The 26,627-nt window shown below is 60.3% G+C and carries 26 protein-coding genes and 1 riboswitch; of the genes, 21 read left to right on the forward strand and 5 right to left on the reverse strand.

Annotated elements, in window-relative coordinates; translation table 11 throughout:
- Window positions 1-186 precede the first annotated feature (186 nt).
- Window positions 187-293: riboswitch (TPP riboswitch) on the forward strand.
- A 46-nt stretch (window positions 294-339) separates the two neighbouring features.
- From thiD to radC, 11 genes are read left to right on the forward strand one after another with little or no spacing between them, the layout of a single operon-like run.
- On the forward strand, window positions 340-1,143 hold the full coding sequence (gene thiD / locus ACR0LW_RS19340; protein ID WP_480883967.1) for a bifunctional hydroxymethylpyrimidine kinase/phosphomethylpyrimidine kinase: 804 nt from the start codon (window positions 340-342) through the stop codon (window positions 1,141-1,143).
- Window positions 1,140-2,117 carry an FAD-dependent oxidoreductase gene (locus ACR0LW_RS19345; protein WP_480883969.1) on the forward strand — a complete coding sequence of 326 codons (978 nt, stop codon included), beginning with the start codon at window positions 1,140-1,142 and terminating at the stop codon, window positions 2,115-2,117. Before thiD ends, ACR0LW_RS19345 begins: the two co-directional genes overlap by 4 nt.
- Window positions 2,101-2,295, forward strand: a complete 195-nt coding sequence (gene thiS, locus ACR0LW_RS19350) for a sulfur carrier protein ThiS (RefSeq protein ID WP_170453400.1) — start codon at window positions 2,101-2,103, stop codon at window positions 2,293-2,295. Before ACR0LW_RS19345 ends, thiS begins: the two co-directional genes overlap by 17 nt.
- Before the next feature lie 2 nt (window positions 2,296-2,297).
- On the forward strand, window positions 2,298-3,062 hold the full coding sequence (locus ACR0LW_RS19355) for a thiazole synthase (RefSeq protein ID WP_480883971.1): 765 nt from the start codon (window positions 2,298-2,300) through the stop codon (window positions 3,060-3,062).
- Window positions 3,059-3,655, forward strand: a complete 597-nt coding sequence (locus tag ACR0LW_RS19360; RefSeq protein WP_480883973.1) for a thiamine phosphate synthase — start codon at window positions 3,059-3,061, stop codon at window positions 3,653-3,655. Before ACR0LW_RS19355 ends, ACR0LW_RS19360 begins: the two co-directional genes overlap by 4 nt.
- Window positions 3,652-4,614 carry a HesA/MoeB/ThiF family protein gene (locus ACR0LW_RS19365; RefSeq protein ID WP_480883975.1) on the forward strand — a complete coding sequence of 321 codons (963 nt, stop codon included), beginning with the start codon at window positions 3,652-3,654 and terminating at the stop codon, window positions 4,612-4,614. Before ACR0LW_RS19360 ends, ACR0LW_RS19365 begins: the two co-directional genes overlap by 4 nt.
- Window positions 4,615-4,634: 20 nt before the next feature.
- On the forward strand, window positions 4,635-5,570 hold the full coding sequence (locus ACR0LW_RS19370; RefSeq protein WP_170453404.1) for an ABC transporter substrate-binding protein: 936 nt from the start codon (window positions 4,635-4,637) through the stop codon (window positions 5,568-5,570).
- Window positions 5,567-6,241 (forward strand): thiaminase II, encoded by a 675-nt coding sequence (tenA, locus tag ACR0LW_RS19375; RefSeq protein WP_480883977.1) that lies wholly within the window; start codon window positions 5,567-5,569, stop codon window positions 6,239-6,241. Before ACR0LW_RS19370 ends, tenA begins: the two co-directional genes overlap by 4 nt.
- Entirely contained in the window at window positions 6,238-6,963 is a 726-nt protein-coding gene (locus ACR0LW_RS19380) for an ABC transporter ATP-binding protein (RefSeq protein WP_480883980.1), read from the forward strand. Before tenA ends, ACR0LW_RS19380 begins: the two co-directional genes overlap by 4 nt.
- On the forward strand, window positions 6,960-7,694 hold the full coding sequence (locus ACR0LW_RS19385; RefSeq protein WP_480883982.1) for an ABC transporter permease: 735 nt from the start codon (window positions 6,960-6,962) through the stop codon (window positions 7,692-7,694). The genes ACR0LW_RS19380 and ACR0LW_RS19385 overlap by 4 nt, the downstream gene beginning before the upstream one ends.
- 35 nt (window positions 7,695-7,729) lie before the next feature.
- Complete coding sequence (radC, locus tag ACR0LW_RS19390; protein WP_480583376.1) at window positions 7,730-8,485, forward strand: RadC family protein; 756 nt, start codon at window positions 7,730-7,732, stop codon at window positions 8,483-8,485.
- A 74-nt stretch (window positions 8,486-8,559) separates the two neighbouring features.
- Here the strand turns inward: radC and ACR0LW_RS19395 are convergent, their stop codons facing one another.
- The 3 genes from ACR0LW_RS19395 to secA all read right to left on the reverse strand — a co-directional run bounded on the left by ACR0LW_RS19395 (window position 8,560) and on the right by secA (window position 13,879).
- Window positions 8,560-10,116, reverse strand: coding sequence for a phosphate ABC transporter substrate-binding/OmpA family protein (locus ACR0LW_RS19395; protein ID WP_480883984.1), 1,557 nt, complete (start codon window positions 10,114-10,116; stop codon window positions 8,560-8,562).
- Window positions 10,117-10,140: 24 nt separating this feature from the next.
- Window positions 10,141-11,061 carry a hypothetical protein gene (locus ACR0LW_RS19400; protein WP_480883986.1) on the reverse strand — a complete coding sequence of 307 codons (921 nt, stop codon included), beginning with the start codon at window positions 11,059-11,061 and terminating at the stop codon, window positions 10,141-10,143.
- A gap of 100 nt (window positions 11,062-11,161) precedes the next feature.
- Complete coding sequence (secA, locus tag ACR0LW_RS19405; RefSeq protein ID WP_480883988.1) at window positions 11,162-13,879, reverse strand: preprotein translocase subunit SecA; 2,718 nt, start codon at window positions 13,877-13,879, stop codon at window positions 11,162-11,164.
- A gap of 176 nt (window positions 13,880-14,055) precedes the next feature.
- Between secA and ACR0LW_RS19410 the strand changes: the two genes are divergently transcribed.
- The 3 genes from ACR0LW_RS19410 to ACR0LW_RS19420 are packed head-to-tail and all read left to right on the forward strand — an operon-like array spanning window position 14,056 to window position 16,532.
- On the forward strand, window positions 14,056-14,904 hold the full coding sequence (locus ACR0LW_RS19410) for a peptidylprolyl isomerase (RefSeq protein ID WP_480883990.1): 849 nt from the start codon (window positions 14,056-14,058) through the stop codon (window positions 14,902-14,904).
- 6 nt (window positions 14,905-14,910) lie between these two features.
- Entirely contained in the window at window positions 14,911-16,137 is a 1,227-nt protein-coding gene (gene argJ / locus ACR0LW_RS19415; RefSeq protein ID WP_480883992.1) for a bifunctional glutamate N-acetyltransferase/amino-acid acetyltransferase ArgJ, read from the forward strand.
- Entirely contained in the window at window positions 16,134-16,532 is a 399-nt protein-coding gene (locus tag ACR0LW_RS19420) for a (deoxy)nucleoside triphosphate pyrophosphohydrolase (RefSeq protein WP_480883994.1), read from the forward strand. Before argJ ends, ACR0LW_RS19420 begins: the two co-directional genes overlap by 4 nt.
- A gap of 92 nt (window positions 16,533-16,624) precedes the next feature.
- Here ACR0LW_RS19420 and ACR0LW_RS19425 read toward each other — a convergent pair whose 3' ends face one another.
- Window positions 16,625-17,509, reverse strand: a complete 885-nt coding sequence (locus tag ACR0LW_RS19425) for a heparin lyase I family protein (protein WP_480883996.1) — start codon at window positions 17,507-17,509, stop codon at window positions 16,625-16,627.
- A 108-nt stretch (window positions 17,510-17,617) separates the two neighbouring features.
- Complete coding sequence (locus tag ACR0LW_RS19430; RefSeq protein WP_170631477.1) at window positions 17,618-18,739, reverse strand: amidinotransferase domain-containing protein; 1,122 nt, start codon at window positions 18,737-18,739, stop codon at window positions 17,618-17,620.
- A 380-nt stretch (window positions 18,740-19,119) separates the two neighbouring features.
- Here ACR0LW_RS19430 and ACR0LW_RS19435 point away from each other — a divergent pair, with 380 nt between their 5' ends.
- The 7 genes from ACR0LW_RS19435 (at window position 19,120) to ACR0LW_RS19465 (ending at window position 26,616) form a co-directional block, all read left to right on the forward strand.
- Entirely contained in the window at window positions 19,120-21,063 is a 1,944-nt protein-coding gene (locus ACR0LW_RS19435; RefSeq protein ID WP_480884087.1) for an AMP-binding protein, read from the forward strand.
- A gap of 75 nt (window positions 21,064-21,138) precedes the next feature.
- Complete coding sequence (locus ACR0LW_RS19440) at window positions 21,139-21,957, forward strand: ABC transporter ATP-binding protein (protein WP_170453417.1); 819 nt, start codon at window positions 21,139-21,141, stop codon at window positions 21,955-21,957.
- A gap of 29 nt (window positions 21,958-21,986) precedes the next feature.
- Window positions 21,987-22,973, forward strand: a complete 987-nt coding sequence (locus ACR0LW_RS19445) for a branched-chain amino acid ABC transporter permease (protein ID WP_170453418.1) — start codon at window positions 21,987-21,989, stop codon at window positions 22,971-22,973.
- A 3-nt stretch (window positions 22,974-22,976) separates the two neighbouring features.
- Window positions 22,977-23,234, forward strand: coding sequence for a hypothetical protein (locus ACR0LW_RS19450; protein WP_170453419.1), 258 nt, complete (start codon window positions 22,977-22,979; stop codon window positions 23,232-23,234).
- A gap of 3 nt (window positions 23,235-23,237) precedes the next feature.
- Entirely contained in the window at window positions 23,238-24,314 is a 1,077-nt protein-coding gene (locus tag ACR0LW_RS19455; RefSeq protein WP_480883999.1) for a branched-chain amino acid ABC transporter permease, read from the forward strand.
- A gap of 74 nt (window positions 24,315-24,388) precedes the next feature.
- On the forward strand, window positions 24,389-25,672 hold the full coding sequence (locus ACR0LW_RS19460; RefSeq protein WP_480884001.1) for an ABC transporter substrate-binding protein: 1,284 nt from the start codon (window positions 24,389-24,391) through the stop codon (window positions 25,670-25,672).
- A 110-nt stretch (window positions 25,673-25,782) separates the two neighbouring features.
- The gene (locus ACR0LW_RS19465) at window positions 25,783-26,616 is read left to right on the forward strand and encodes an ABC transporter ATP-binding protein (protein WP_170453422.1); all 834 of its coding nucleotides are present in this window, start codon (window positions 25,783-25,785) and stop codon (window positions 26,614-26,616) included.
- The last annotated feature ends 11 nt before the right edge of the window (window positions 26,617-26,627 follow it).

The following is a 26,627-nucleotide window of genomic DNA, read 5'->3' on the forward strand; positions in this document are numbered from 1 at the left end:
TATTGGTGGCCAGATGAAGCAAGAGATCCTTTATTCATCTGGCCCAAAATACCTGGGAGCGCGAGGCAGAGCCTCGCATTTTCCCCCGCAATTCAAACGCCGCTTTGGTCTTAATCTCTTGCCCAAAGTGGCCTTATGACCTGTGGATTGACGCTTGATTTCCAGCGCCTGCCCTGAGATTGTCCGCATCAACCGTTGGGGTGCCCTGATCAAAGGGCTGAGAGGCGTGAATGCGCTAACCCATCGAACCTGATCCGGGCAATACCGGCGTAGGGAACGGTCTAACGCATACAGACGTTTTCCATGCCCGCGTTGCCCCCAAAATGATGGAGCGACGAAGTGGCAGCAATTGCCCTGACCATAGCAGGATCCGACAGCGGCGGCGGCGCGGGGATTCAGGCCGATCTGAAGGCGATGTCGGCTTTGGGAGTTTACGGCTCCAGCGTCATCACTGCCGTTACGGCGCAGAATACGCAGGCGGTTACGGCTGTGCACGGTATCCCGCCGGACGTGATCGCCGCACAGGTCGAGGCGGTGCTGACCGATCTGAACGTTGGCGCGATCAAGATCGGCATGCTGGCGACGCCTGAAATCATCCAAGCCGTAGCGCGGGCATTATCGGGGTTTGACGGCCCCGTTGTTCTAGACCCGGTGATGATTGCGAAATCCGGCGATGCCTTGCTGGCGGACGCGGCGGTGCAGACCCTCCGTGACGTCCTGTTGCCCCGCGCGAGTGTTTTGACACCGAACCTGCCCGAGGCCGCTTGCCTGCTGGATCAGCAAGCTGCGGCGTCGCGAAGCGAGATGATCGAACAGGGCAAGGCGCTGTGCGCAATGGGAGCGCGCACGGTTCTAATGAAAGGTGGCCATGGAACGGGTGATATCTGCCACGATGTGCTGATCGGTGAAACAGGTGTTGTGGCCGAGTTTCAGGCACCAAGGCAAAACACCAGAAACACGCATGGAACGGGTTGCACCCTGTCCTCGGCGATTGCGGCCGGTCTGGCGAAGGGTATGGCGCTGCCCGAGGCGGTGGCCGAAGCGCATGACTATCTGCAAGGCGCGATTGCGCGGGCGGATGAGTTGAATGTCGGATCGGGGCACGGGCCGGTGCATCATTTTCACCGGGTTTGGCCCGGATGACGCTCTGGTCTGTCATAGGGGCCGGGGTTGCCGGATTGGCCGTTGCCAGCGAGCTGGTCTCGCGCGGCGAACGGGTGCAGGTCTTTGACCCCGCTGGCCCGCCCGGTCCGCATGGGTGTTCGTGGTGGGCGGGCGGCATGCTGGCCCCGTGGTGCGAATACGAAAACGCCGAGGAACCCGTTTTGCGGTTGGGTCAGATGGCCATTGCCTGGTGGGCGGAGCGAACGCAGGTGCATCGCAATGGCACTCTGGTCGTGGCGAATGCCAGGGATGTGCCGGACTTGCGCCGCTTCGCGCGTCGGACCGAAGCGTTTACCGAAGTAGATCGTGCGAAATTGTCTGAATTAGAGCCTGATTTGTATGGATTCGGACAGGGCTTGTTTTTTGAAGGGGAGGCTCACCTTGATCCACGACAGGCGCTGCATGACCTGTACCGCAATCTCAAGGAACAGGGTGTCGAATTCCGCAACGATCACGCGCCTGCGCAGTTGGATAACCTCATCGACTGCCGCGGGCTGACGGCGCGGGATGAGTTGCAGGACCTGCGCGGCGTGAAGGGCGAGATGCTGGTCGTGCGCTGCCCTGACGTGACCCTGACGCGTCCGGTTCGTCTGCTGCATCCGCGTATCCCGCTTTATATCGTGCCGCGTGGCGATGGCATCTACATGCTGGGTGCCACGATGATCGAAAGCGAAGACAGCAGCCGTATCACGGCCCGGTCGATGCTGGAGCTGCTCAGCGCCGCCTATGCGCTGAACCCTGCATTTGGCGAGGCCGAGGTGCTGGAAATTGGCGTCGATCTGCGCCCCGCCTTCCCGGACAACCTGCCGCGCATTCGGCGTCTGGGCGGGACGATCTATGCCAACGGGCTCTACCGTCACGGCTATTTGCTGGCCCCGGCGCTGGCGCAGGGCGTGGCCGATCTGGCGTTGGACAACAAACAGTCGGAGATGGTCGATGAAGATTGTGCTTAACGGTGAACCCAAGAACGTGATGGCCGTCACTTTGGCCGAGTTGTTGGAGGAGTGCGGTTTCTCGGGCCGCGTTGCGACGGCGGTGAATGAAGAATTTGTGCCCTCGGGCTTGCGCTTCGCCCATGCTTTGAACGAAGGCGACCGGGTCGAAATCCTGTCGCCGATGCAGGGGGGCTGAGGATGCGCAGTTTCTATGGCGTCGACCTGCCCAACCGGCTGATGCTGGGCACCGCGCAATATCCCAGCCCTGCGATTCTGGAACAGGCCTTCCGCGCAAGTGGCGCTGGCGTGGCCACGGTGTCTCTGCGGCGCGAATCCGGGGCGGGGCAGACATTCTGGCAGATGATCCGCGATCTGGGGGTGCGGGTGCTGCCCAACACCGCCGGGTGCCACACGGTGAAAGAGGCGGTGACAACCGCGCATATGGCGCGCGAGGTGTTCGAGACCCCTTGGATCAAGCTGGAACTGATCGGCCACACCGACAGCCTGCAACCGGACGTGTTCCAACTGGTCGAGGCCGCGCGAATTCTGACCGAGGACGGGTTCCAGGTCTTTCCCTATACCACCGATGATCTGATCGTGGGCGAACGGTTGTTAGGGGCCGGGTGCGAGGTTCTGATGCCCTGGGGTGCTCCTATCGGTTCGGGGCGCGGTTTGAACAACGAATACGCATTGCGTGCGATGCGGGCGGAATTTCCCGAAATTCCACTGGTAATCGATGCCGGGATTGGTCTGCCTAGCCATGCGGCCCATGCGATGGAACTGGGTTATAACGCCGTTCTTCTGAACACCGCTGTCGCGCGGGCCGGTGATCCGGTGCGCATGGCGCAGGCAATGGCGCACGCGGTTGAGGCCGGGCAACTGGCGCATCAGGCCGACCCGATCGAGGCGCGGGATATGGCCGAACCCTCAACCCCTGTCATAGGAAAGGCGTTCCTGTCATGACGCTGGATCGTTTCTATCCGATCTTCGATCATTCGGACTGGTTGCGGCGGATGCTGCCCTTGGGTGTGAAGCTGGTGCAGCTACGCGTCAAGGACCAACCGGACGCGGTTGTTCGGGCGCAGATCGTGACCTCTCGCGATCTCTGCCGCGAGTATGGCGCGGTGCTGGTGGTCAATGACTATTGGCAGGCCGCCATCGATGCAGGCTGTGACTGGATCCATCTGGGGCAGGAGGATCTGGACGACGCTGATCTGAAAGCGATCCGCAAGGCTGGGCTGAAGCTGGGCGTCTCGACCCATGATGATGATGAGCTTGAGCGTGTGCTGGCCATGGGCCCCGATTATGTGGCGCTGGGCCCGGTCTATCCGACGATTCTGAAAAAGATGAAATGGGAACAGCAGGGCTTGCCCAAAGTCACCGAATGGAAGGCGCGCGTGGGCGGCATCCCTCTGGTCGGGATCGGCGGCATGAGCGTTGAACGCGCGGAAGGAGTACTTGAGGCTGGGGCAGACATCGTTTCGGTCGTGACTGACATCACCCTGAACCCCGACCCCGAGGCGCGCGTGCGCCAATGGATCGAGGTCACCAGATGAACCGCTATGCCCGCCAGATGATCCTGCCCGAGGTCGGCGCCGAAGGGCAGGCGCGCCTGTCGCGCGCGCGGGTTCTGGTTGTGGGTGCAGGCGGGCTGGCGGCGCCGGTCCTGCCGTTGCTGGCTGGGGCGGGTGTCGGACATCTGACGATCATGGACGCGGATCATGTCGCCCTGTCGAACCTGCACCGACAGACGCTGTTTTCCGAGGCGGAATGCGGTCGCCCAAAGGCCGAGGTCGCGGCGGAACGCTGTCGTGCACTGAATTCCGGGATTGTGGTTGTTGGCGAAAAACAGGCTCTAACAAACGGCAACGTGATGGATTTCATCGGGCAGGCCGATGTGATCTTCGATTGTGCGGACAGCTATGCCGCCAGCTATACCTTGTCGGATGCCTGTCTTATCGCGGGCAAGCCGCTGATCAGCGCCTCGGTTCTGGGCCTGTCCGGCTATGTCGGCGGGTTTTGCGGCGGTGCGCCCTCACTTCGTGCGGTGTTCCCGGATGCGCCGGACAGCGGGGCAAGCTGCGCTACGGCGGGTGTTCTGGGGCCCGTCGTGGGAATGATCGGCGCGATGCAGGCGCAGATGGCACTGGCGTTGATTTTGGGGATCGACCCCTCGCCGCTTGGTCAGATGGTGCAGCTCGATGCCCGCACCCTGCGCAGCTCCAGTTTCCGGTTTGACCCAGCGCCCGAGCCCGAGCGGGTCTTTCCCTTTCTGGCCGCCTCGCAACTGGACGCCGATGACATGATCGTCGAATTGCGGGACACGGACGAAGCCCCTGATCCGATCCACCCAATGGCGCAACGCCTGAGTATCGAAGATGTGAAAACAGAGCCTAACAAGGGCAAAAGATTGGCTTTGTGCTGCGCCACCGGCCTGCGGGCCTGGCGCGCTGCCGAACAGATTGAACCGGATTGGCCGGGCGAGATTGTCCTCGTCGCGGCCTCAACCTCGTGAGTGAAAAGGAAACGCGAGACATGAAAAAGCTGATGACAGCCATCGCCCTTCTGGCCGCTGCGCCGGCCTGGGCCGAAGACAAGATGACCGTGCTGCTGGACTGGTTCATCAATCCCGACCATGGCCCGATCATCGTGGCGCAGGAAAACGGGTATTTCGCCGATGAAGGGCTGCAGGTCGAGATCATTCCGCCCGCCGACCCCTCGGCCCCGCCGCGTCTGGTGGCCGCCGGTCAGGCGGAACTTGCCGTGTCTTATCAGCCGCAACTGCACCTTCAGATCCACGAGGGTCTGCCGCTGAAACGTGTTGGTACGCTGGTCGCGACCCCGTTGAGTTGCCTTCTGGTGCTGAAAGACGGTCCGATCAAATCGCCTGCGGACCTGAAGGGCAAGAAAATCGGGTACTCGGTTGCGGGCGTGGAAGAGGCTGTTCTGGGCACCGTGCTGGGCAAATACGACGTCACGCTGGACGATGTTGAGCTGATCAACGTCAACTTCTCGCTCTCGCCCTCGTTGATGTCGGGGCAGGTGGATGCCGTCATCGGCGCCTATCGCAATTTCGAGCTGAACCAGATGGATATCGAAGGCCGTCCGGGCACCTGTTTCTATATCGAGGAAGAGGGCGTGCCGTCCTATGACGAGCTGATCTATGTCGCAAACCCCGAAACGATGGACAAAGACATGATCGCCCGGTTCCTGGCAGCCACCGAAAAGGCGACGCAGTTCATCGTCAACAACCCGGAACAAAGCTGGGAGATCTTTGCCTCTACCTCGCCCGAGTTGCAGGATGAGCTGAACGCCCGTGCCTGGATCGACACGCTGCCGCGTTTTGCGCTGCGTCCTGCGGGCTTTGACGCCGGTCGTTATGCAAGGTTCGAGGCGTTTTTGAACGAAAGCGGCATGGTCGACAGCCTTACACCGGTCAGCGACATCACCATCGACGTGACCGCGCAATGAGGGGGTACGGCAACGCCTTCGCGCTGATGCGCGATGCGGCGCAGGGGCCGTGGCGGGACTATACCCGCCACGCCTTTGTCGAAGGGATGAAGGACGGGACGCTGCCGCGCGACGCGTTCCTGCATTACCTGCGTCAGGATTATGTGTTCCTGATCCATTTTAGTCGCGCCTGGGCGCTGGCGGTGGTCAAGTCGGAAACGCATGCGGAAATGCTGGCGGCAGCGGCAACCGTGAATGCTCTGGTCGGGGAAGAGATGCAGTTGCATATCGCGATATGTCAGGCGGCCGGGATTACTCAGAAGGCGTTGTTCGCGACGCCCGAACGGACCGAGAACCTTGCCTATACCCGCTTTGTGCTTGAGGCGGGGTATAGCGGGGATCTGCTGGATCTGCTTGCCGCTTTGGCGCCCTGCGTTATGGGATATGGCGAGATCGGCACCCGGTTGGCGTCCGAGGCCACATCCGAGACATATCGCGATTGGATCAACACCTATGCCAGCGACGAGTACCAAGCCGGGTGCAAGGCGATTGGTGAGTTGATGGATTCGGCTCTGACACGGCGGATTGGACCGGATTTCAAGGCCTCACCCCGTTGGGATCGCCTGTGCCAGACCTTCCGTACAGCCATCGAGCTGGAGGTCAATTTCTGGCAAATGGGTCTGACCCCGTGACCCCCGCACCCGATCTGACCGTCAATGGGCGGGCGAATATTGGCGACGCGCCTTTGTTCGCGCCGCTGACCCTGACCCTTGCGGCGGGGCAGTGGACCTGCCTGCTGGGCGGATCGGGCGTTGGCAAAACCACGGTCCTGCGCCTGATTGCCGGTTTGGAAACCGGAGCGGCGTTCACCGGCGAGATCACCGCAAGCGACGCGCAACCAGTCCCGGACCGCGTGGCCTATATGGCGCAGGACGATTTGCTGCTGCCTTGGGCCACAGTGGCGCAGAATGTCTCGTTGGGTGCACGGCTGCGGGGTGAGAAGCCCGACCTGGGGCGGCGCGACCGCCTTATCCAGCGAATGCGCCTGCAGGACCACATGGCCAAGAAACCTTGTGAATTGTCCGGCGGCCAGCGACAGCGCGTGGCTTTGGCCCGAACGCTGATGGAGGATCGGCCGATTGTGCTGCTGGATGAGCCGTTCTCGGCCCTCGATGCCCGCACGCGCGCGGATATGCAGGATCTGGCGGCAGAGGCGTTGCAGGGCCGGACCGTGCTGTTGGTCACCCATGATCCGGCCGAGGCCGCGCGGCTGGGTCAGTCCATCGTAGTGATGACGCAGCAGGGGCTGACTGCGTGTGAACCTCCGCGCGCGCCGGCGCCGCGCCATGTGGACGATCTTGAGACATTGGCAACCCAAGGGGCCCTGTTACGCCTGCTGCGGGAGACGGCATGAGATATCTTTCGGCCCTTGCGGCGGCTGTGTTCGCGGTGGCGGTTTGGCAGGGGATCGTCTGGATCACCGGCCTGCCGAAATTCATCCTGCCCGGCCCGGCGCTTGTGGCCGAGACATGGTGGCAGAACCGCTGGCTGATCGCCGAACACACATGGATCACTGCGGTCGAAGTGGTGATCGGTCTGGGTGTTGGTACGGTGCTGGGCGTCGTCACGGCGCTGCAATTGGCCAATTCGCGGGCGGCGCGGGTGCTGGTGCAGCCGATGCTGGTCTTTACCCAAGCGCTGCCGGTCTTTGCGCTGGCCCCGCTGCTGACCCTGTGGCTGGGCTATGGGCTTTGGTCCAAGGTGGCGATGGCGGTGCTGATCATCTATTTCCCGATCACCTCGTCTTTCTTCGACGGGCTGATGCGGACGCCGCCCGGTTATCTGGACCTTGCGCGGACCATGCAGGCCAGCAAGCGGGCGGTGCTGTGGCATATCCGTATTCCGGCGGCGTTGCCGTCCTTGGCCTCGGGGATGCGTCTGGCGGCGGTCTATGCGCCCATCGGGGCGGTGATCGGTGAATGGGTGGGGTCGTCGCAAGGGTTGGGCTATCTGATGCTGCTGGCCAATGGTCGGGCCAAGACGGACCTGATGTTTGCGGCGATGCTGACTTTGGGGGTCTTTTCGATCCTGCTGCACATGGGGGTTCGCCGGGCTACGGCGCGGCTGGCGGGTGAGGCACGTTAACCAATCAGAAACCGATTCTGCGTCAGGATGAGCCCATGACACAGGACGCCTTTGCCGAAGCACCCATGCTGTTCGACACGGACGAAGCACCGGCACAGCCACTGCCGAGTGGCCGGTTGCCGTCATACATCAAGGACCACCGCAAACGACTGCGCGAGCGGTTCATGTCAGGCGGGTCTGCGGCGATGCCGGATTATGAGTTGCTGGAACTGGTCCTGTTCCGCTCGATCCCCCGGCAGGACGTGAAACCCCTGGCGCGGCTGCTGTTGGATACGTTCGGGGATTTCAACCGCGTGCTGACCGCGCCCGAAGAACGGCTGCGTCAGATCAAAGGTGTTGGCGAGACAGTGATCACCGACCTGAAAATCCTCGAAGCCTGCGCCCACCGGATGGCCCGCGCCCGCGTGATGCAGCGGCATGTGATTTCCGGGTGGGATGCCCTGCTGGATTACTGCCACACCACCATGGCACATCGCGAGATCGAACAGTTCCGGGTGTTCTATCTGGACCGCAAGAACGTGCTGATCGCGGATGAGGAACAGGCCAAGGGGACGGTGGATCATGTACCGGTCTATCCGCGCGAGGTGGCGAAACGGGCGTTGGAGCTGAATGCCTCGGCCCTGATACTGGTGCATAATCACCCCTCCGGCGACCCGACTCCGTCACAGTCGGATATCGACATGACCAACCGGATTCAAGATGCCTGCACGGCGCTGGGTCTTACGTTGCATGATCACCTGATCATCGGAAAATCGACCGAGCTGAGTTTTCGGTCCGAGGGGTATTTGTAGGGGGCGTTGCCCCCTCTTGATCCTGCGGATCAATTCACCCCCACCGTATTTTTGACGAGAAGAAGATGCGGGAGTTACTCGATCCAGATTTCGACACGCCGGTTGACCTTGCGGCCCCATTCGGTGTCATCACAGGCCATGGGCATGGCCTCGCCAAAGCCTTCGACCGAGATGTCGATGCTGTCGGGGATTTCGGTTTCAACTGCGGCCAGAACGGCGTTGCGGACGGTTTGGGCGCGGCGCAGGGCAATGCGGGCATTGGTGGCGGCGGCCCCGTCCCCGTCGCTGAAGCCTACAAAGACCAGCTTGCGGGCGTTCAGGGTGCCGGTTTCCAGCGCCTGCGCCAGATACAGGATGTTCGACCGCGATTGCGCATCTGGACGGGACGATCCGGGCTCGAACCGAACCGACAGGGACAGCCGGGCCATGGGGCGCAGGGCGTCGATCATGCGCTGGATTTCCTCTAGCCCGACCTCGGCCCCGCCCGAGACGATGGCGTTGGACAGACGATCCCCTTGCAATCCGATCCGCGTGGTTTCAGGCGCCTGATCCACATACCCGGCTTGCCGGATCGCCATCTGGGCGTCAGCGCTTTGGCTAAAGGCCAGAAACTGCCGCGCGATCCGGGGCAGGCGGCGTTCCGGCAGATAGAGGAACATGGGCAGGGTCAACGGGTAATCTTCGGTCTTGATGGCGTGGCGCGTTGCGGCCAGCCCGTGCCCGCATCCGCCCGTCAGGGGCAGGGCGCGGGCGGCATCAGCCGAGGCATGGCTGGTGATACCAATGGCGAATGAGTCCTTTGCCACCGCCTGCACCAGATCGCTGTTGCGCGCGTGGCGTATTGCGCCGGATGTCAGGTCTACGCCTACAGGTGCCAAAATCTGGTCCTCAACCGCCTGCGCCAGACCAGACCCGGCATCGGGCATATGCAACGCGATCGGCGCGTCCGGCCCGCCCAGATCGGACCAGTTGGTGACCTCACCCGCCAGTACGCGGGCCAGATCAGACGGGGAAATCTGCGCCGCGATGTTGTCTTTGGCCACCACCGGCACGATGGCATCCAGAGCAATGACGCGGGATCGCCGCGCGCGGGTCAGATCGCCTAGCCCGGCCTGTTGGGCCGCGTCAACTTCGCCGTCGCGGATTTCGCGCAGGGCCATGACGATGTCGGCGGTGTTTTGGGTCAGGTCGGCAAATCCCTGATCCGTATTGCCTACACGGAAGAACAGACGGGCCAGCGGGGCCTGCCGGTCGGCCTGAAACAGCTCGTATGCAAAGGTGCGTTCATCCACTCGTTTCGGCGTAGCGGTCAGCCCTTCTTGCCGGGCAAAGCCGATGATCAGCGCGGGCAGAACTGTTTCGGCCATCACGGACGAGCCGGAAAACCGGACCTCGGCCACGAAATCGATCAGGTTCGGGCAGGCGGGGCCGTCGCAGGTGACGCCCGAGCCGTCGACCGTCAGCTCGCCGAACTGAGTGTCCACGCGGTAGAATTCGCCGTCGAAACCAAGCAGGTTGCCAGTAATCTCGACCTTGCCGTCATGCGAGGTGAGCGTGATGTCCTGTGCTGCCGCACCGGTTCCAAGGATTGCGGAAATCAGCGCGGCCACCGCCACACGGAAGAATGTCATAAGAGAGTCGAGCCTGCCTGCGGATTACTTTGCCGCAATTGTCAGGTCTGAGAGCAGATTATTCAACACCAGAAACTCACCGGTTTGCGTGCAGTCCGGCACGGCGAGGCTCAGGTCGCGGGATCGCAGGCGGTTGTCTGCCCGCAATTCGATGGATTGCACGTTCAGATCGCGGCCGCAGTTGGTTTCTGTGACCTCGGCCTCGACCGTCAGATCGATGGTTCCGGATTGTTGCGACTGGCCCGCCGGGAAAGAGTAGATCTCGATATTATTGGCATCGACTAGACCGGTGTGGCCCAGGCTTACGACGCTGCCGGCCCCGGCGGTTGTGCTGTCCGCCCAGACATGGCCTTCGCCGCCATAGCTTGCGCCAAATTCCAATGCGTGGATCTGCAGGGCTGTATCGCCTTGCCATTGCAGCGCGACGCGGTCGTATTGGGTGATGTCCGGCACATGGGTTGTGGCGACGGTGCCGGATTGATCCGGGAACGAGATCAGGAAGATCGCATATTCCGAAAGCGCCGGGATGGTCACGTTCAGCGCACCGTTTTCGTCGGTGACCTGAGTCACGGTCAGGCCGCTGTGATGAATATTCACCCGTGCGTTGCTTTGGCAGGGGGATTTGATGCTTAGCCGGGCCTGCGCACCGGGTACGGCAATGGCCCGCGCGGTCAGGTTGCAGTTTTGATGCGGCTCTCTGGCCTGCGGTTCAGCGCGTGCGGGTTCAACTGTGACGGACTTTTGGCCGCTATCGGCGTCATTGGGGGAGGCAGATGTCAGGACGATGCTGTCCAGCCCCGCCAGAACCGAATTCTGATTGGTCAAAGACGCAGTATCCTGCGCCCCGTTCGGTTGCGCAGCACTTCCATTTTGCATCAGGTAACCAATCGCCAGGGCACAGGCTACTGTACCGCACATGGTCACGTAATTCCGTACTACAAACAAGACACCCTCCCCAGTTGAAGGAGCGAGTCGGACATTCGCCCCGAATCGAGGCCAATTTGTGGCCGCGAGACGGACTCATTGTGATTGGTTAACGTTGACGTTAGGTCAGTCTGCCATGGCAATGTTTGAATTTTTTGCCGGACCCGCACGGGCAGGGATCATTGCGCTTTGGGTTGCCCCAGGTCGCGGGGTCGTTTTCGTCAAAGCCCGGCAACGCATCGCCCGAGGCGGCGGCTTCTGCCTTTGCCTCGGCCTGACCTGCGGCCTGATCGACCGCCTGCTGCGCCTGCGCCTGTTGCGCAGCCATCTGGGCCAGCATTTCCTTTTGCTCTTCCTCGGTCAGCGGACGCACGCGGGACAGTTGCTGCGATACGGTTTCGCGTAAGGAGTCCAGCATGCCTTCGAACAGTTGGAAACTTTCGGTCTTGTATTCATTCAGCGGATCGCGCTGGGCATACCCCCGGAAACCCACGACTGAACGCAGATGCTCCAGCGTCAGCAGATGCTCGCGCCATTTGCTGTCGATGGTTTGTAGCAGGACCTGTTTTTCGATGTTGCGCATGTTCTCGGGGCCAAAGGCCACGGCCTTCTGCGCCATCATCTCATCAGCGGCCTTGATCAGACGCTCGCGGATCTGTTCGTCATCCACGCCTTCCTCGGCGGCCCAGTCCTGAACCGGCGCGTCAATCGTCAGCTTTTCCTTGATCGCCTCGTGCAGACCATCGGTATCCCACTGATCCGCATAGGATTTCGGCGGCATATATTCATCGATCAGATCGTCGATCACCTGCTCGCGCATGTCCGAGACGATCTCGGACAGGTCGTCTGCAGACATGATCTCGCGCCGCTGGCTAAAGACCACTTTCCGCTGATCGTTCATCACATCGTCGAACTTCAACACGTTCTTGCGCATATCAAAGTTGCGGCCTTCGACCTTGGATTGCGCCCGTTCCAGCGACTTGTTCACCCAGGGGTGGACGATGGCCTCGCCCTCTTTCATGCCCAGCGTGGTCAGGACCTTGTCCAGCCGTTCCGAGCCGAAGATGCGCATCAGGTCGTCTTCGAGGCTCAGGTAGAACACGGTGCGGCCCGGGTCGCCCTGACGGCCCGAGCGGCCGCGCAGCTGGTTGTCGATACGGCGGCTTTCGTGCCGTTCCGAGGCCATGACGTAAAGGCCACCGGCCTCCAGCACCTTCTGTTTCTCTTCAGCATGACGCGCCTCTTCCGCCGCGCGCAGTTCGGCAGGATCGGCCTCGGGGTTCTCGGCCAGCGCCTGCAGAACCTTCATTTCCACGTTGCCGCCCAGCTGAATATCGGTGCCCCGACCGGCCATGTTGGTGGCGATGGTCACCGCGCCATAGCGGCCAGCATCGGCGACGATCTGGGCCTCTTGTTCATGCTGGCGGGCGTTCAGGACGTTGTGCTCGATGCCTTCTTTGGTCAGCATCTGGCTGAGCACTTCGGATTTCTCGATCGAGGTGGTGCCGATCAGCACCGGCTGACCCTTGGCGCTGGCCTCTTTCGCCTCTTTGATGATCGCGCCGTATTTCTCCATCGCGGTGCGATAGACCTGATCGTCCTCGTCCACACGGGCAATCGGCTTGTTGGTCGGCACTTCGACAACGCCCAGGCCGTAGATTTCGGCAAATTCTTCGGCCTCGGTCAGCGCCGTGCCGGTCATGCCGCCCAGCTTGTCATAAAGGCGGAAGTAGTTCTGGAAGGTCACGCTGGCCAGCGTCACGTTTTCGGGCTGGATCTGGACGTTTTCCTTGGCCTCGATGGCCTGATGCAGACCTTCGGACAGGCGGCGGCCCGGCATCATACGACCGGTGAATTCGTCGATCAGAACAACATTTCCGTCGCGGACGATGTAATCCTTGTCGCGCTGGAACAGTTTGTGTGCGCGCAGGCCTTGGTTGACGTGATGCACGACGGTGGTGCTTTCCGGATCATACAGGGAATGGCCTTCGGGGATCAGCCCCGCGTCCAGCAATTGCTGTTCAAGGAACTCGTTGCCTTCATCGGTGAAGGTCACGTTGCGGGACTTTTCATCCAGCGAGAAATGATCGTCACTCAGCGACGGGATCAGCGCATCAATCGCGGTGTAAAGATCCGAGCGGTCCTGCGACGGGCCCGAGATGATCAGCGGCGTCCGCGCCTCATCGATCAGGATCGAGTCGACCTCGTCCACAATCGCGAAATTGTGGTGCTTCTGGTAAATCTCGGCCAGATCGGCCTTCATATTGTCGCGCAGATAGTCGAAACCCAGCTCATTATTGGTGGCATAGGTCACGTCACAGGCATAAGCGGCCTTTTTCTCGGCATCGGGTTGCCCCGACCAGATCACGCCGGTGGTCATACCCACAGCCGCAAACACCTTGCCCATCCACTCGGCATCCCGCTTGGCGAGGTATTCGTTGACCGTGACAACATGCACGCCCTTACCGGTCAGCGCGTTCAGATAGGCGGGGAAGGTGGCGACCAGTGTCTTACCCTCACCCGTTTTCATTTCCGAGATGTTGCCCTGATGCAGAAACGCACCGCCCATAAGCTGCACGTCAAAGGCGCGCAGACCCAGCGCGCGCTTGGCCCCTTCGCGCACATTGGCAAAGGCTTCGGGCAGCAGGTCATCCAGGCTTTCGCCATCCAGCGCGCGCTTGCGCAGCTCGGCGGTCTTTTCGATCAGCCCTTCGTCGGACAGGTTCTCGAACTCGGGCTCCAGCGCGTTGATCTTTTCGATCAGGGGGCGGGTCGCCTTGATCTTGCGGTCGTTCGGTGTTCCGAACACCTTTTTGGCGAGCGTTCCGAGTCCCAGCATGTTCACTCCAGCGGATCTGTTCTTGTCTTGGTTGCGACAGACTTGCCCACCTTGCGCGCAACCCATAGATACGGGGGGTGAAAGGCGGCCCTGTCCAAGGCTTCAAAGCGATGTAAGCGGCAGGTTCTGAAGTGTCAACGCTGCGCCCTGTCGCGGCAAAGAAATAGGATTGATCCATGCCCAAAGGCCTCACTTTTCTGCCATCTCTGGCGCTTGCTGCCGTGATGGCCCTGCCGCTGGCCGCCGAAACCAAGCCTGATGCAGGCACCGTCGTCGCCCGTGTGAACGGGGATGAGATCACATTGGGTCACGTCATCGCCATGGCCACGAACCTTCCGGCGCAGTATCAACAGGCTGAAGATGACGTGCTGTTCGACTTCATCCTTGAACAGCTGATCCAGCAGCAATTGCTGAGCCAGGAACAGGGCGACTTGTCCAAACTGAACGAAATCGCGCTTGAAAATGAGCGTCGCTCGCTGAAAGCGGTGCAGGCGGTCGAGGCCCTGACCGATGCCGCCGTCACGGATGAGGCCATTCGGGCCGCTTATGACGCCCAGTTTGCCGATTTCGCGGGCGAGGATGAGTTCGACGCCAGCCACATCCTTGTGGACACCGAAGAAGAGGCCAAGGTCATCAAATCGCAACTGGACGATGGTGCCGATTTCGCCGAGCTGGCGCGTGAACGGTCCACAGGCCCCTCGGGCCCCAATGGCGGCGCGCTGGGCTGGTTCGGCAAGGGCCAGATGGTGCCTGCATTTGAAAAGGCCGTGATTGGTCTGGAAAAAGGTCAGGTGTCGGATCCGGTTCAAACCCAGTTCGGCTGGCATGTCATCATTCTGAACGACACCCGCAAATCTGAAGCGCCCGAGCTGGACACGATCCGCGATCAACTGGCTCAGACCATCCAGCAAGAGGCGATCCAGGCCCGCATCGATGAACTGACCCAGCAGGCTCAGATCGAGCGTCCGGCGCTGGAAGGGGCAGGCCCCGAAACGCTGCGCCAGATCGAACTGCTGCAGGAGTAATCTGCCGTGGCCACGATCACCAAGGTTTCGCCGCTGGCCCCGGCCAGTTTCCCCGATCTGCCTGCAATTGACGGTGTGCGCTTTGCCACCGTCGCGGCAGGTGTGCGCTATCAGGGTCGCACGGATGTCATGTTGGCCGTGCTGGACCCCGGAACATCTGTGGCAGGCGTATTCACCAAATCGGCCACCCGCGCAGCGCCGGTGCTGGATTGTCAGGACAAGATCGGCGGGCCAAGCGACGGCCCGGCGGCGATCCTTGTGAACTCAGGCAATGCCAACGCGTTTACCGGGCATTACGGCCAGACCTCGGTTTCCGAGGTGACGCAGGCCGTTGCGGATGCCACCGGCGTCCCAGTTGGGCGGGTCTTTACCTCGTCCACCGGCGTGATCGGGGAACCCCTGCCGCATGAGCGTATCGTGGCCCAGCTTGAGACGCTGAAATCGGGCCTCAGCCGCCACGCCGTCGAAGACGCCGCGCGCGCGATCATGACCACGGATACCTTCCCGAAAGGGGCATCGGCGCAGGTCGAGATTGACGGCAAAACAGTCTCTATTGCGGGGATTGCGAAGGGTTCCGGCATGATCGCGCCGGATATGGCGACCATGCTGGTTTACATCTTCACCGATGCGCAGGTGGACCAATCTGCGCTGCAGGCGATACTGAGCGCGCAGACGGACCGGACGTTCAACTGCATCACCGTGGACAGCGATACCTCGACCTCGGATAGTCTGCTGCTGTGTGCAACCGGGGCTTCGGGTGTCGATGCCACCGACAACGCGGCATTTGCCGAAGCGCTGGAAGGCGTGATGCTGGATCTGGCCCAGCAAGTGGTGCGCGACGGTGAGGGGGCCACGAAATTCGTAGAAATTCGTGTAACCGGAGCCGCCTCGGACACAGACGCCAAGGTGCATGGGCTGGCGATTGCCAACTCTCCGCTGGTGAAAACCGCCATCGCGGGCGAAGACCCGAACTGGGGCCGCATCGTCATGGCCATCGGCAAATCCGGCGCGGCAGCGGATCGTGATCTGCTGAGCATTTCTTTTGGGGACATTCTGGTGGCCGAAAAAGGCTGGGTCAGCCCCGATTACCGCGAGGATGACGCCGCCGCCTATATGAAGGGTCAGGATCTGGTGATTGCCGTCGATCTGGGGCTGGGCGCGGGGCAATCCACCGTCTGGACCTGCGATCTGACCCACGGCTATATCGAGATCAACGCGGATTATCGCTCGTGAAGACCTTGTTAGTGTCTGCTGTGGCCCTGATTGACATCGAGGGCCGGGTTCTGCTGGCCCAACGCCCCGAGGGCAAATCCATGGCCGGTCTGTGGGAGTTTCCGGGCGGCAAGATCGAACCCGGCGAAATCCCCGAGGCCGCGCTGATCCGCGAATTGCACGAGGAACTGGGCATCGACACCTGGGCCTCGTGCCTGGCACCGCTGACCTTCGCCAGCCACAGCTATGACGATTTCCACCTGCTGATGCCCCTGTTCGCCTGCCGCAAATGGGAGGGGATTCCGCAATCCAAGGAAGGTCAGGCGCTGAAATGGGTGCGGGCCAACGACCTGCGCAACTATCCGATGCCTGCGGCAGATGTGCCGTTGATTCCGATCCTGCGGGATTGGTTGTAGTTGCGGGTTGGTGACGAGGTCGTGGTCAATTGTCCGCTGTGCGGACAAAGCCGCCGTCCACACTTTGGATATCTCGATGTCTTTGAGGTAACTCACTTCTTGGGACGACCGTAGTACAGGTTACGTACTTTCATCGTCAAACCATTCTTCGGCCAAGGGCGAAACGGCGACTTTTTCCCGTTCTGCTTGTAGACAGTCCCGTAACCATTCAGCTTTGGACCCACTTGCCACTGTATCGGGGGACGCAAGTCCATTTTGTCTAAATGGCATTGTTGTTTCGCTTTGGTTCCGCAAGCGGGAGGGATTGCATTCTGACCTTTCAGCGCAAAGATGCGATTTCCGTCACAGAACACTTCCATGAACCCGTCATCGCTTTTAGACCATTTGACACGCATCTTAAATGTCACCCATCGACCGAAATGAGCCGGCGAGAAACACGTTTTATCTTCAAATTTAGCACCACCCGACGAATCAAGGTGCAACACATAGATGTGGTTCTTTGTTGTGTTAATGCGCTGCCACTCCATCAGCGTAAGTTTGCTTCGAGGCAAACCACCTTTGTTGTTCTTAAACCCGGGCTGTATCCAAAATTCCAAACTGTATTCTAAAGTTTGACCAAGCTTGGCATGTTTTTTGGCATTGATCCGTGATCGGATGTTTCCATTTTTGCAATCGCTTTCTCCACGTCCATCGCCATACTCTTTTGAACTGCATTGACCTGGCAAAAGCGTGAAAACAACTTCGCTCCCATTTACTCTGGGGCTACTTCCTTGAAATGTTGCCTCCTTAAATCCCTTGGGTGCGTCAGCCGCCGCCGGAACCGCGAAATACAGTGGTAGTAGCATCAACATGGTTGGCAGTCGTTGCATTAGATAAACCCCTCCCAACTCAATAAACAGGATAAACGTAGCGACGTGAACGAATGCAAGCAATTGGCTGATGCCTGCCACTCGCTCCTGAAACTCCAGAGCGAACACTTTGGGCTCATTGCTTCCATTCCCACAACACCTAAGCAGCATCGTCTTCTTAGACAGAATGCAGATGCCCGAGCATAACCCGGGCACCCTGTCTTCAATCCGAACACCTTACATATTCGGGAAGTAATCCTCGCATTCGCCGTCGCGGTAGACGTCTGCCGTGCAGCAATGCAGACCGCCGCCAAAGGCGTAGGCGTCGCGTAGGTCGACCTCGACCACTTCCATGCCCAGCTTGTCCATCTGTTCGGCCTGATAGACCTCGGATTTTTCGACGCAGACGGTTTTCGGGTCCAGCACCAGCACGTTCATCGACAGCCAGGTCGAGGAATAGCACAGCGGCGGCGGCGTGTTGTGGGCGGGTTGGGCGGCGTCCACGATCTCCCAGCCGTTCTTCTCGAACATGCCGCGCTGGTCTTCGGGCAGGCGGCGCTGCGGGTTGTTCAGGATCAGGCCGGGGCGCAGCGGCGTAAATGTCGCGTCGATATGGATCGGATAGGGGTCACCGGGGAAGTTCACCGTGTGGACGCGGTGATCGGGGAAGTGACGGCGCAGCCATTCGATCCCCTTGAGGTTGGTGGTAAACCCATGCTGGACCACCAGATCGCGGCCAAAACGCAGCACGTCGGCGGCGTCGAACAGAGGCTCTTCTTCGGTGGTGACAAAGAACTTCTCGGCCGCCCATTGCAGGCGCTTTTCGACGCCGATCTTGTCGCTGAGATAGTCAGGGTGATAATCCGCATCGGTCAGGCGTGGCTTGGGCGCGGCCTCGTGGCGGAAATTGGGGTCTTCGTCCCAATATTGCTGCATCAGGGGGCGATAGTTCAGATATTCGAACCAGCGGCAGCGGTAGGACATCGTCGCTTCGAGGATTTCGTGTCCGACGGTCAGCAGCACATCGCGCGGGGGCATACAACCGAACTGGCTTTCGGTGTGAAAATCCGGAGTGGTGGCCGGTTGCGAATGGTCAATCGACGTCGGGCGATCCACACGAATACCGCGCTTGCGCAGTTGATCGGCGAAATTGTCCAGCAGCTCATTGGCCCGGTCGATGGTTTCCTGAGGGCGGCGGCCCCACTGGCCACGCATGTCGCTGTCCTCGGGCACCTTGGCGTCCAGCGCGGGTTCCTCGGGCGGAATGTGACAATCATCCGCGCGGCCCACGATGACGTGGCGCAGGGTGTCCCATTCATTCCAGCTTTTGACTTCGGTTTTGTCGGGGGACCAGGCCATGGCTGTCTCCTGTTGTGGCGGAGATCAGGACGGGGCCCTCAATCTCCTGATTGAAAGTCCCGGCGTACAGGATATGGGGTTTGTCGCTGATTTACCTCTGGCGACGCCATCGCCAAAGAGCTTGACGGGCCACATAGCATTGCTTGCAGGCGTTGGGAAGAAGGGCGTTGCCAAGGTCACCCGGATTGACGGCACGACTCCTGTTACAATTCGTAAGAATTGAGAAAACATCAGGAAAAAGTTGACGCTGATCGTGCAACCGTCCCTTATCGGGGCGCAGGTGTTCGGGCAACGACCCGGACCCGCCATTTCCGGCCCGGAGGAGGGGCCGGATGGGGAGGAGAGGAAGATTGGCTCAGACGCAGTCGGGCGCTGAGGGGATGCAGTCCCTTCCGGCGCTGTTACACCGCAATGTCACGCAGTTCGGGGATGCCCCGGCTTACCGCGAAAAGGAATTCGGGATCTGGCAATGCTGGACCTGGGCCGAGGCCGCGCGGGAAATCCGCGCCATCGCGCTGGGCTTTCTGGAACTGGGCGTCGAAAAGGGCGACCATATCGCCGTCATAGGCCGCAACCGTCCGGCGCATTACTGGTCAATGGTTGCCGCGCAGATGGTCGGCGCGGTACCTGTGCCGCTGTATCAGGACTCGGTCGCCGAAGAGATGGCCTATGTGCTGGAACATTGCGGCGCGAAATACGTTGTCTGCGGCGATCAGGAGCAGGTCGACAAGGTCATCGAAATTCAGGAAAACGTGCATCAGGTCAAACACATCCTCTATACCGACAAGCGGGGGATGCGGAAATACGACCATTCCCAGATGAACGCGCTTGAGGACATCATGGCCGAGGGCAGCGCCGGTCACGCGCGGTTTGATGCGGAACTGGACAAGCGTATCGCCGCGATCACCTATGACGACACCTGCGTGATGCTTTATACCTCCGGCACCACCGGCAAGCCCAAGGGCGTGGTGCTGTCGAACCGGAACGTGATCGAAAGCGCCAAGAACTCGGCCGAATTCGATCATCTGACCCGGAACGAAGACATCCTGTCTTATCTGCCAATGGCCTGGGTGGGCGATTTCATCTTTTCCGTTGGTCAGGCCTATTGGTGTGCCTTCTGCGTGAACTGCCCCGAAAGCGCCGACACGATGATGACCGATCTGCGCGAGATCGGGCCGACCTATTTCTTCGCCCCGCCGCGCGTGTTTGAAACCCAGCTGACCAATGTGATGATCCGGATGGAGGATGCCGGCAAGCTGAAGCAGCGCATGTTCCATCACTTCATGGCCCATGCCAAGAAGGTTGGTGGCTTGCTGCTGGACGGCAAGCCGGTGGGTTTTGGTGACAAGCTGAAATACGCGCTGGGTAATCTGCTGGTCTATGGACCGCTCAAGGACACGCTGGGCTATGGCCGGTTCCGTGTGGGGTACACCGCCGGTGAGGCGATCGGGCCGGAGATTTTCGATTTCTACCGCTCGCTTGGGATCAACCTGAAACAGCTTTATGGCCAGACCGAAGCGACGGTGTTCATCACCGTTCAGCCGGATGGGGAAGTTCGCGCCGATACGGTCGGTGTGCCTGCGCCGGATGTCGAGTTGAAAATCGACGACAGCGGCGAAATCCACTATCGCTCGCCCGGGGTGTTTGTTGAATATTACAACAACCCGGATTCAACAGCCTCGACCAAGGATGCCGAAGGCTGGGTGGCCACCGGGGATGCGGGGTTCATCGAGGAAGGCAGCGGCCATCTGCGGATCATCGACCGCGCCAAGGATGTGGGCAAGATGGCCGACGGGTCGATGTTTGCGCCGAAATATGTCGAGAACAAGCTGAAATTCTATCCCGACATTCTTGAGGTCGTGCTGTTCGGCAACGGCAAGGATCGCTGCGTCGCCTTCATCAATATCGACCTGACAGCGGTAGGCAACTGGGCAGAGCGCAACAATGTGGCCTATGCGTCCTATCAGGAACTGGCGGGACATCCCCGTGTGTTAGAGACGATCAAGGCCCATGTGGAAGCGGTGAACAAATCCGTTGCCGCCGATGAGATGCTGTCGGGCTGTCAGGTCCATCGCTTTGTGGTGCTGCACAAGGAGCTGGATGCGGATGATGGTGAGATGACCCGGACCCGCAAGGTGCGCCGCCGGTTCGTGGAAGAGAAATTCCAGGACATCATCGATGCGCTTTATGACGGATCCCAGTCGGTCTCGACCACCACCGAGGTGACGTATGAGGACGGTCGCAAGGGCTCGATCAGCGCCACGCTGGAGATTGTCGACGCGCCGGTTGTGCCGGTCGCACAGCATAAGGTGGCGGCGGAATGAGGGCCGTTCGAGCGCCGCTCGACCTGCGGTCATCGCCCCGCCCGCCGTCCCGTTTTTTGTGTCAGGGAGTGACTGATGCTGGATAGTTCCGAAGGATATGTCACCGAAGACGGCCGCAAGATCGGCGGTGTGGTGATGGAGATGAAGAACATCACCCTGCGTTTCGGCGGTGTGGTGGCGATCAAGGATATCTCGTTCGACATTCGCGAGGGTGAAATCCGCGCCATCATCGGGCCGAACGGGGCGGGTAAATCCTCGATGCTGAACGTGATTTCGGGCTTTTATGTCCCGCAGGAAGGCGAGGTCTGGTTTCACGGCGCAAAACGCCCGCCGATGCGCCCCTATGAGGTGGCGCGGCAGGGGATCGCGCGGACGTTCCAGAACATCGCCCTGTTCGAAGGCATGAGCGTGCTGGACAACGTCATGACCGGGCGGTTGAACTATATGAAAACCAACATCCTTCAACAGGCGCTGTGGAAGGGCAAGGCCGAAGCGGAAGAGACCGAAAACCGCGAGGCCGTGGAAAAGATCATCGATTTTCTGGAAATCCAGCACATCCGCAAGACACCCGTCGCGCGCCTGCCTTACGGTTTGAAAAAGCGCGTCGAACTGGCCCGCGCGCTGGCCGCAGAGCCCAAACTGCTGCTGCTGGACGAACCGATGGCCGGGATGAATGTCGAAGAGAAAGAGGATATGAGCCGCTTTATCCTCGACGTGAATGACGAGTTCGGCACCACCATTGCCCTGATCGAGCATGATATGGGCGTGGTTATGGACCTGAGCGACCGGGTGGTCGTGATGGATTACGGCAAGAAGATCGGCGACGGCACACCGGACGAGGTGCGCAACAATCAGGAAGTCATCGACGCTTATCTGGGGGTCAGCCATGACTGATATCCGGGCAGATATTTGGGGAGGCGAGCATGCCTGAACAACTCGTTTTTGCGATGGAGGTCATCCTCAACGGTCTGATGGCCGGGGTGCTTTATGCTCTGGTCGCGCTGGGCTTTGTGCTGATCTACAAGGCGTCGGGGATTTTCAATTATGCCCAAGGGGTTATGGCCCTGTTTGCGGCGATGACGCTGGTGGGGATCATGAACGGACAGGTGCCGTTTGCGCATCTGATCAACGCGATTTTCGGCACGCATATCCATTATTTCGGCTGGAACGTGCCCGCGCTGCTTGCGGTTATTCTGACCATGGCAGTGATGGTGTTGCTGGCCTGGGCGGTGCAACGGTTCGTCATGCGCCATCTGGTCGGGCAGGAACCGATCATCCTGTTCATGGCCACAATCGGTCTGGCCTATTTCCTCGAAGGTGTGGCCGACCTGATGTGGGGGTCCGAGATCAAGACGCTGGATGTGGGGCTGCCGCAGGGTATCAACCTGTGGATTGACGAGACCACCTTTAACATCTTCGACTACGGCTTTTTCATCGACAATCTGGATATTGTGGCAACGGTCATTGCCGCGCTGTTGGTGGCCGCGCTGGTTGCGTTCAGCCAGTACACCAAGCAAGGCCGGGCGATGCGCGCGGTGGCTGATGACCATCAGGCGGCGCTGTCGGTGGGGATTTCGCTGAACTTCATCTGGGTCATGGTCTGGTCGGTGGCCGGGTTCGTGGCGCTGGTCGCGGGGATCATGTGGGGCACCAAGTCGGGCGTGCAGTTCTCGCTGAGCCTGATCGCGCTCAAGGCGTTGCCGGTGCTGATGCTGGGCGGGTTCACCTCGATCCCCGGGGCCATCGTTGGCGGGCTGATCATCGGCGTGGGCGAGAAGCTGTTCGAGTTTGCGCTGGGCCCCGCATTGGGTGGCGCGACCGAGAACTGGTTTGCTTATGTGCTGGCGCTGATCTTCCTTGTCTTCCGGCCGCAGGGTCTGTTCGGCGAGAAGATCATTGAGAGGGTGTAGGCCGTGCAAAAGCTGATCGCCATCATCAACGTGATCGCATGGGCTGGCTTCTGGGCTTTTGGCTATATCGCCATCACCGCCGAAGGCCTGACGGACGCTCAGTTGGTGGTCGCAGCGATCCTGGCCTTTGCCGGGCTGGTCACGGGCATCATGGCCTACATGAAACTGGTGCGTTCGTCCGAGGCGAGCGGATACGCCAAGGGATCAAAACAACTGGACGCCGCGACCCGGAACCGGGCGCAGGAAGAATGGGGAAAGTAAGATATGTTCTATCGTGAGGCCGGAGATTTCAAAACCTCCTATGTCGCTGACAGCCAGACTTTCCCGATCAAGTTCGACCGGTATCGGTACTATGTTGTGCTGGCGGTGGCGTTCGGAATCATTCCGTTCATCATCAACGATTACTGGGCCAACGCGCTGCTGCTGCCGTTCCTGATCTATGCCATTGCGGCCATCGGGCTGAACATTCTGGTGGGCTATTGCGGGCAGGTGTCGTTGGGTACCGGCGGGTTCATGGCTGTGGGGGCTTATGCCTGCTACAAGCTGATGACCGCCTTTCCCGATGTCAGCATGTTCGTCCATGTGCTGCTTGCGGGCGGGATCACCGCCATTGTCGGTGTGCTGTTCGGTCTGCCAAGCCTGCGGATCAAAGGGTTCTATCTGGCGGTAGCCACGCTGGCGGCGCAGTTCTTTCTGGTGTGGCTGTTCAACCGGGTGCCGTGGTTCTACAATTACTCGGCCTCGGGCCAGATCAACGCGCCCGAGCGGGACGTGTTCGGGATCATCATCACCGGACCCAATGCTCCGGCCTGGGCCACCTATCTGTTCTGCCTGATCTTCCTGACTGTGTCCGCGATCATCGCCCGCAACCTGACGCGCGGCACCACGGGGCGCACCTGGATGGCGATCCGCGACATGGATATCGCGGCCGAGATTATCGGGGTGAACCCGCTCAAGGCCAAGATCAGCGCCTTTGCCATCAGTTCTTTCTTTGTCGGCATCGCGGGTGCGCTGTTCTTTGCGGTCTATCTGGGCGCGGTCGAAGTGGGCGAAGTCTTTGGCATCCAGAAGTCATTCCTGGTGCTGTTCATGGTGATTATCGGCGGGTTAGGGTCGATTTTTGGGTCTTTTGCAGGCGCGGCCTTCCTTGTGCTGCTGCCGGTTGTGTTGAAGGTGGTTGGCGTCGATGTGCTGGGCTGGCCCACGGATATTGTGGCGCACCTGAACCTTGTGATCGTGGGCGCGCTGATTATCACGTTCCTGATCCTTGAACCGCACGGGCTGGCGCAGCTGTGGCGCGTGGCGAAAGAGAAACTCAGACTCTGGCCGTTCCCGCACTAAGGGGCTGGCCCAATCAAAAAGACGGGCGGAAAGCCCGAAACCAACATCGGACCAACCAAGGGAGGAGACACCCGATGAACAAGAAACTGGCAACCCTGGCGCTGGGCGCTGTGATGGCCGCAGGTCCGGTCATGGCCGACCTCGTGTTCCCGTCACTCAGCTATCGGACGGGACCTTATGCGGCGGGTGGTATCCCGTTTGCGGATGGCTATGCTGACTACTTTACCCTGCTGAACGAGCGGGACGGTGGGATCGGCGGTGTTCCGGCCCGCGTTCTGGAATGTGAAACCGGCTATAACACCGAAAAAGGTGTGGAATGCTATGAGTCTACCAAGGGCGAAGGCGCGTTGGTGTATCAGCCGCTGTCGACCGGTATCACCTATCAGCTGATCCCCAAAGTGACTGCAGATGGCATCCCGCTGCACACGATGGGCTATGGCCGGACCTCGGCCGCCAACGGCAAAGTGTTCAGCCATGTGTTCAACTACCCTGCCAACTACTGGAACGGTGCTTCGGGCGCGATCAACTATCTGCTGGACGAGAATGGCGGTGACCTGAACGGCAAGAAAATTGCGCTGGTCTATCACAACTCGGCTTACGGCAAGGAACCGATCCGCACGCTGGAAACACTGGCCGAAAAGCATGGCTATGACCTGACCCTGCTGCCCGTTGACCATCCGGGGCAAGAGCAAAAGTCGCAGTGGCTGCAGATCCGCCGTGAAAAGCCCGATTATGTGATCATGTGGGGCTGGGGCGTGATGAACCAGGTTGCCGTACAAGAGGCCGCCAATATCCGCTTCCCGATGGAAAACTTCATCGGCGTCTGGTGGTCTGGCGCTGAATTCGACGTGGAACCTGCGGGTGATAAAGCCACTGGCTACAAGGCGCTGACCTTCACCGGTCTCGGCATGGACTATCCGGTCTATGACGACCTGCAGAAATATGTCGTCGATGCGGGCAAAGCCGCAGGCGCAGGTGATCAGCTTGGTACGGTTCAGTACAACCGTGGTCTCTATGCTGCGATGCTGGCTGCCGAGGCGGTGAAGACTGCGCAGGACATGCACGGAACTGCTGAAATCGACGCGTCGATGATGCGTGATGGCATGGAGGCACTGGAAATCACCAGCGCCAAGATGGAAGGCTTGGGCATGTCGGGCTTCGGGCCTGAATTCTCGGTCAGCTGTGACAACCATGGTGGCCCCGGCCTGGTCGGCGTCGTGCAGTGGGATGCCGCCGCAGGTACCTGGAATTCGGTTCAGGACTTCAAGCCCACCGATGTCGAGGTCATCAACGCGCTGATCGAGGAAGACTCGGCCGCTTATGCCGCCGAAAACAACATCGAAGGGCGCTGCGAATAAGCGACCCCCTGTCCCGGTCCTGATCCGGGGCGCTGAAAATCCGGAGCGGCGGTTGCACTGCCGCTCCTCACGAACAGCCCCTTCGGGGGCAGGCACGAGGACACGCGCTGATGCTTGATGCGGCACACACCACCGAAGTGCAGGCAGAAACCCTGCTTGAGGTCAACAATATCGAGGTGATCTACAACCATGTGATCCTTGTGCTGAAAGGCGTCAGCCTGACCGTGCCCAAGGGCGGCATCACGGCTTTGCTGGGTGGCAATGGTGCGGGTAAGACAACAACGCTGAAAGCTGTATCGAACCTGCTGCATTCGGAACGGGGCGAGGTCACCAAGGGCTCGATCAAATATCGCGGCCAAAGCGTGCATGAAAGCGACCCCGCCGATTTGGTGGAAAAAGGCGTCATCCAAGTGATGGAAGGCCGCCACTGTTTCGAACACCTGACGGTCGAGGAAAACCTGTTGACCGGGGCCTATACCCGTAAAGACGGCAATGCCGCGATCCAACAGGATCTGGAACTGGTCTATAGTTATTTCCCCCGTCTGAAAGAACGCCGCAAATCTCAAGCCGGTTATACCTCGGGTGGGGAACAGCAGATGGTGGCGATGGGCCGGGCGCTGATGTCACGACCCGAGACGATCCTGCTGGACGAACCCTCGATGGGTCTTGCGCCGCAGCTGGTCGAAGAGATTTTCGGCATCGTGAAGGATTTGAACGAAAAAGAGGGCGTGTCTTTCCTACTGGCCGAACAGAACACCAATGTGGCGCTGCGCTTTGCCCATTACGGCTACATTCTGGAATCGGGCCGCGTGGTGATGGACGGCCCCGCCGCCGAGCTGCGCGAGAACCCGGATGTGAAAGAATTCTACCTTGGCATGTCGGAGGAAGGCCGCAAGAGCTTTCGCGACGTCCGCTCGTACCGTCGCCGCAAGCGGTGGTTGTGATCTGATGGAGG

This window comes from Ruegeria sp. N4 (assembly GCF_056531425.1).

Bases quoted from the DNA above. Each gene is read 5' to 3' on its own strand.
- ACR0LW_RS19455 (WP_480883999.1), top strand. From the start codon at position 23,238: ATGTTCTATCGTGAGGCCGGAGATTTCAAAACCTCCTATGTCGCTGAC.
- ACR0LW_RS19435 (WP_480884087.1), top strand. From the start codon at position 19,120: ATGCAGTCCCTTCCGGCGCTGTTACACCGCAATGTCACGCAGTTCGGG.
- ACR0LW_RS19385 (WP_480883982.1), top strand. From the start codon at position 6,960: ATGAGATATCTTTCGGCCCTTGCGGCGGCTGTGTTCGCGGTGGCGGTT.
- ACR0LW_RS19440 (WP_170453417.1), top strand. From the start codon at position 21,139: ATGCTGGATAGTTCCGAAGGATATGTCACCGAAGACGGCCGCAAGATC.
- ACR0LW_RS19360 (WP_480883973.1), top strand. From the start codon at position 3,059: ATGACGCTGGATCGTTTCTATCCGATCTTCGATCATTCGGACTGGTTG.
- secA (WP_480883988.1), bottom strand. From the start codon at position 13,879: ATGCTGGGACTCGGAACGCTCGCCAAAAAGGTGTTCGGAACACCGAAC.
- ACR0LW_RS19410 (WP_480883990.1), top strand. From the start codon at position 14,056: ATGCCCAAAGGCCTCACTTTTCTGCCATCTCTGGCGCTTGCTGCCGTG.
- ACR0LW_RS19395 (WP_480883984.1), bottom strand. From the start codon at position 10,116: ATGACATTCTTCCGTGTGGCGGTGGCCGCGCTGATTTCCGCAATCCTT.
- ACR0LW_RS19365 (WP_480883975.1), top strand. From the start codon at position 3,652: ATGAACCGCTATGCCCGCCAGATGATCCTGCCCGAGGTCGGCGCCGAA.
- ACR0LW_RS19430 (WP_170631477.1), bottom strand. From the start codon at position 18,739: ATGGCCTGGTCCCCCGACAAAACCGAAGTCAAAAGCTGGAATGAATGG.
- ACR0LW_RS19355 (WP_480883971.1), top strand. From the start codon at position 2,298: ATGCGCAGTTTCTATGGCGTCGACCTGCCCAACCGGCTGATGCTGGGC.
- radC (WP_480583376.1), top strand. From the start codon at position 7,730: ATGACACAGGACGCCTTTGCCGAAGCACCCATGCTGTTCGACACGGAC.
- thiS (WP_170453400.1), top strand. From the start codon at position 2,101: ATGAAGATTGTGCTTAACGGTGAACCCAAGAACGTGATGGCCGTCACT.
- ACR0LW_RS19345 (WP_480883969.1), top strand. From the start codon at position 1,140: ATGACGCTCTGGTCTGTCATAGGGGCCGGGGTTGCCGGATTGGCCGTT.
- ACR0LW_RS19370 (WP_170453404.1), top strand. From the start codon at position 4,635: ATGAAAAAGCTGATGACAGCCATCGCCCTTCTGGCCGCTGCGCCGGCC.
- ACR0LW_RS19465 (WP_170453422.1), top strand. From the start codon at position 25,783: ATGCTTGATGCGGCACACACCACCGAAGTGCAGGCAGAAACCCTGCTT.
- ACR0LW_RS19460 (WP_480884001.1), top strand. From the start codon at position 24,389: ATGAACAAGAAACTGGCAACCCTGGCGCTGGGCGCTGTGATGGCCGCA.
- ACR0LW_RS19445 (WP_170453418.1), top strand. From the start codon at position 21,987: ATGCCTGAACAACTCGTTTTTGCGATGGAGGTCATCCTCAACGGTCTG.
- tenA (WP_480883977.1), top strand. From the start codon at position 5,567: ATGAGGGGGTACGGCAACGCCTTCGCGCTGATGCGCGATGCGGCGCAG.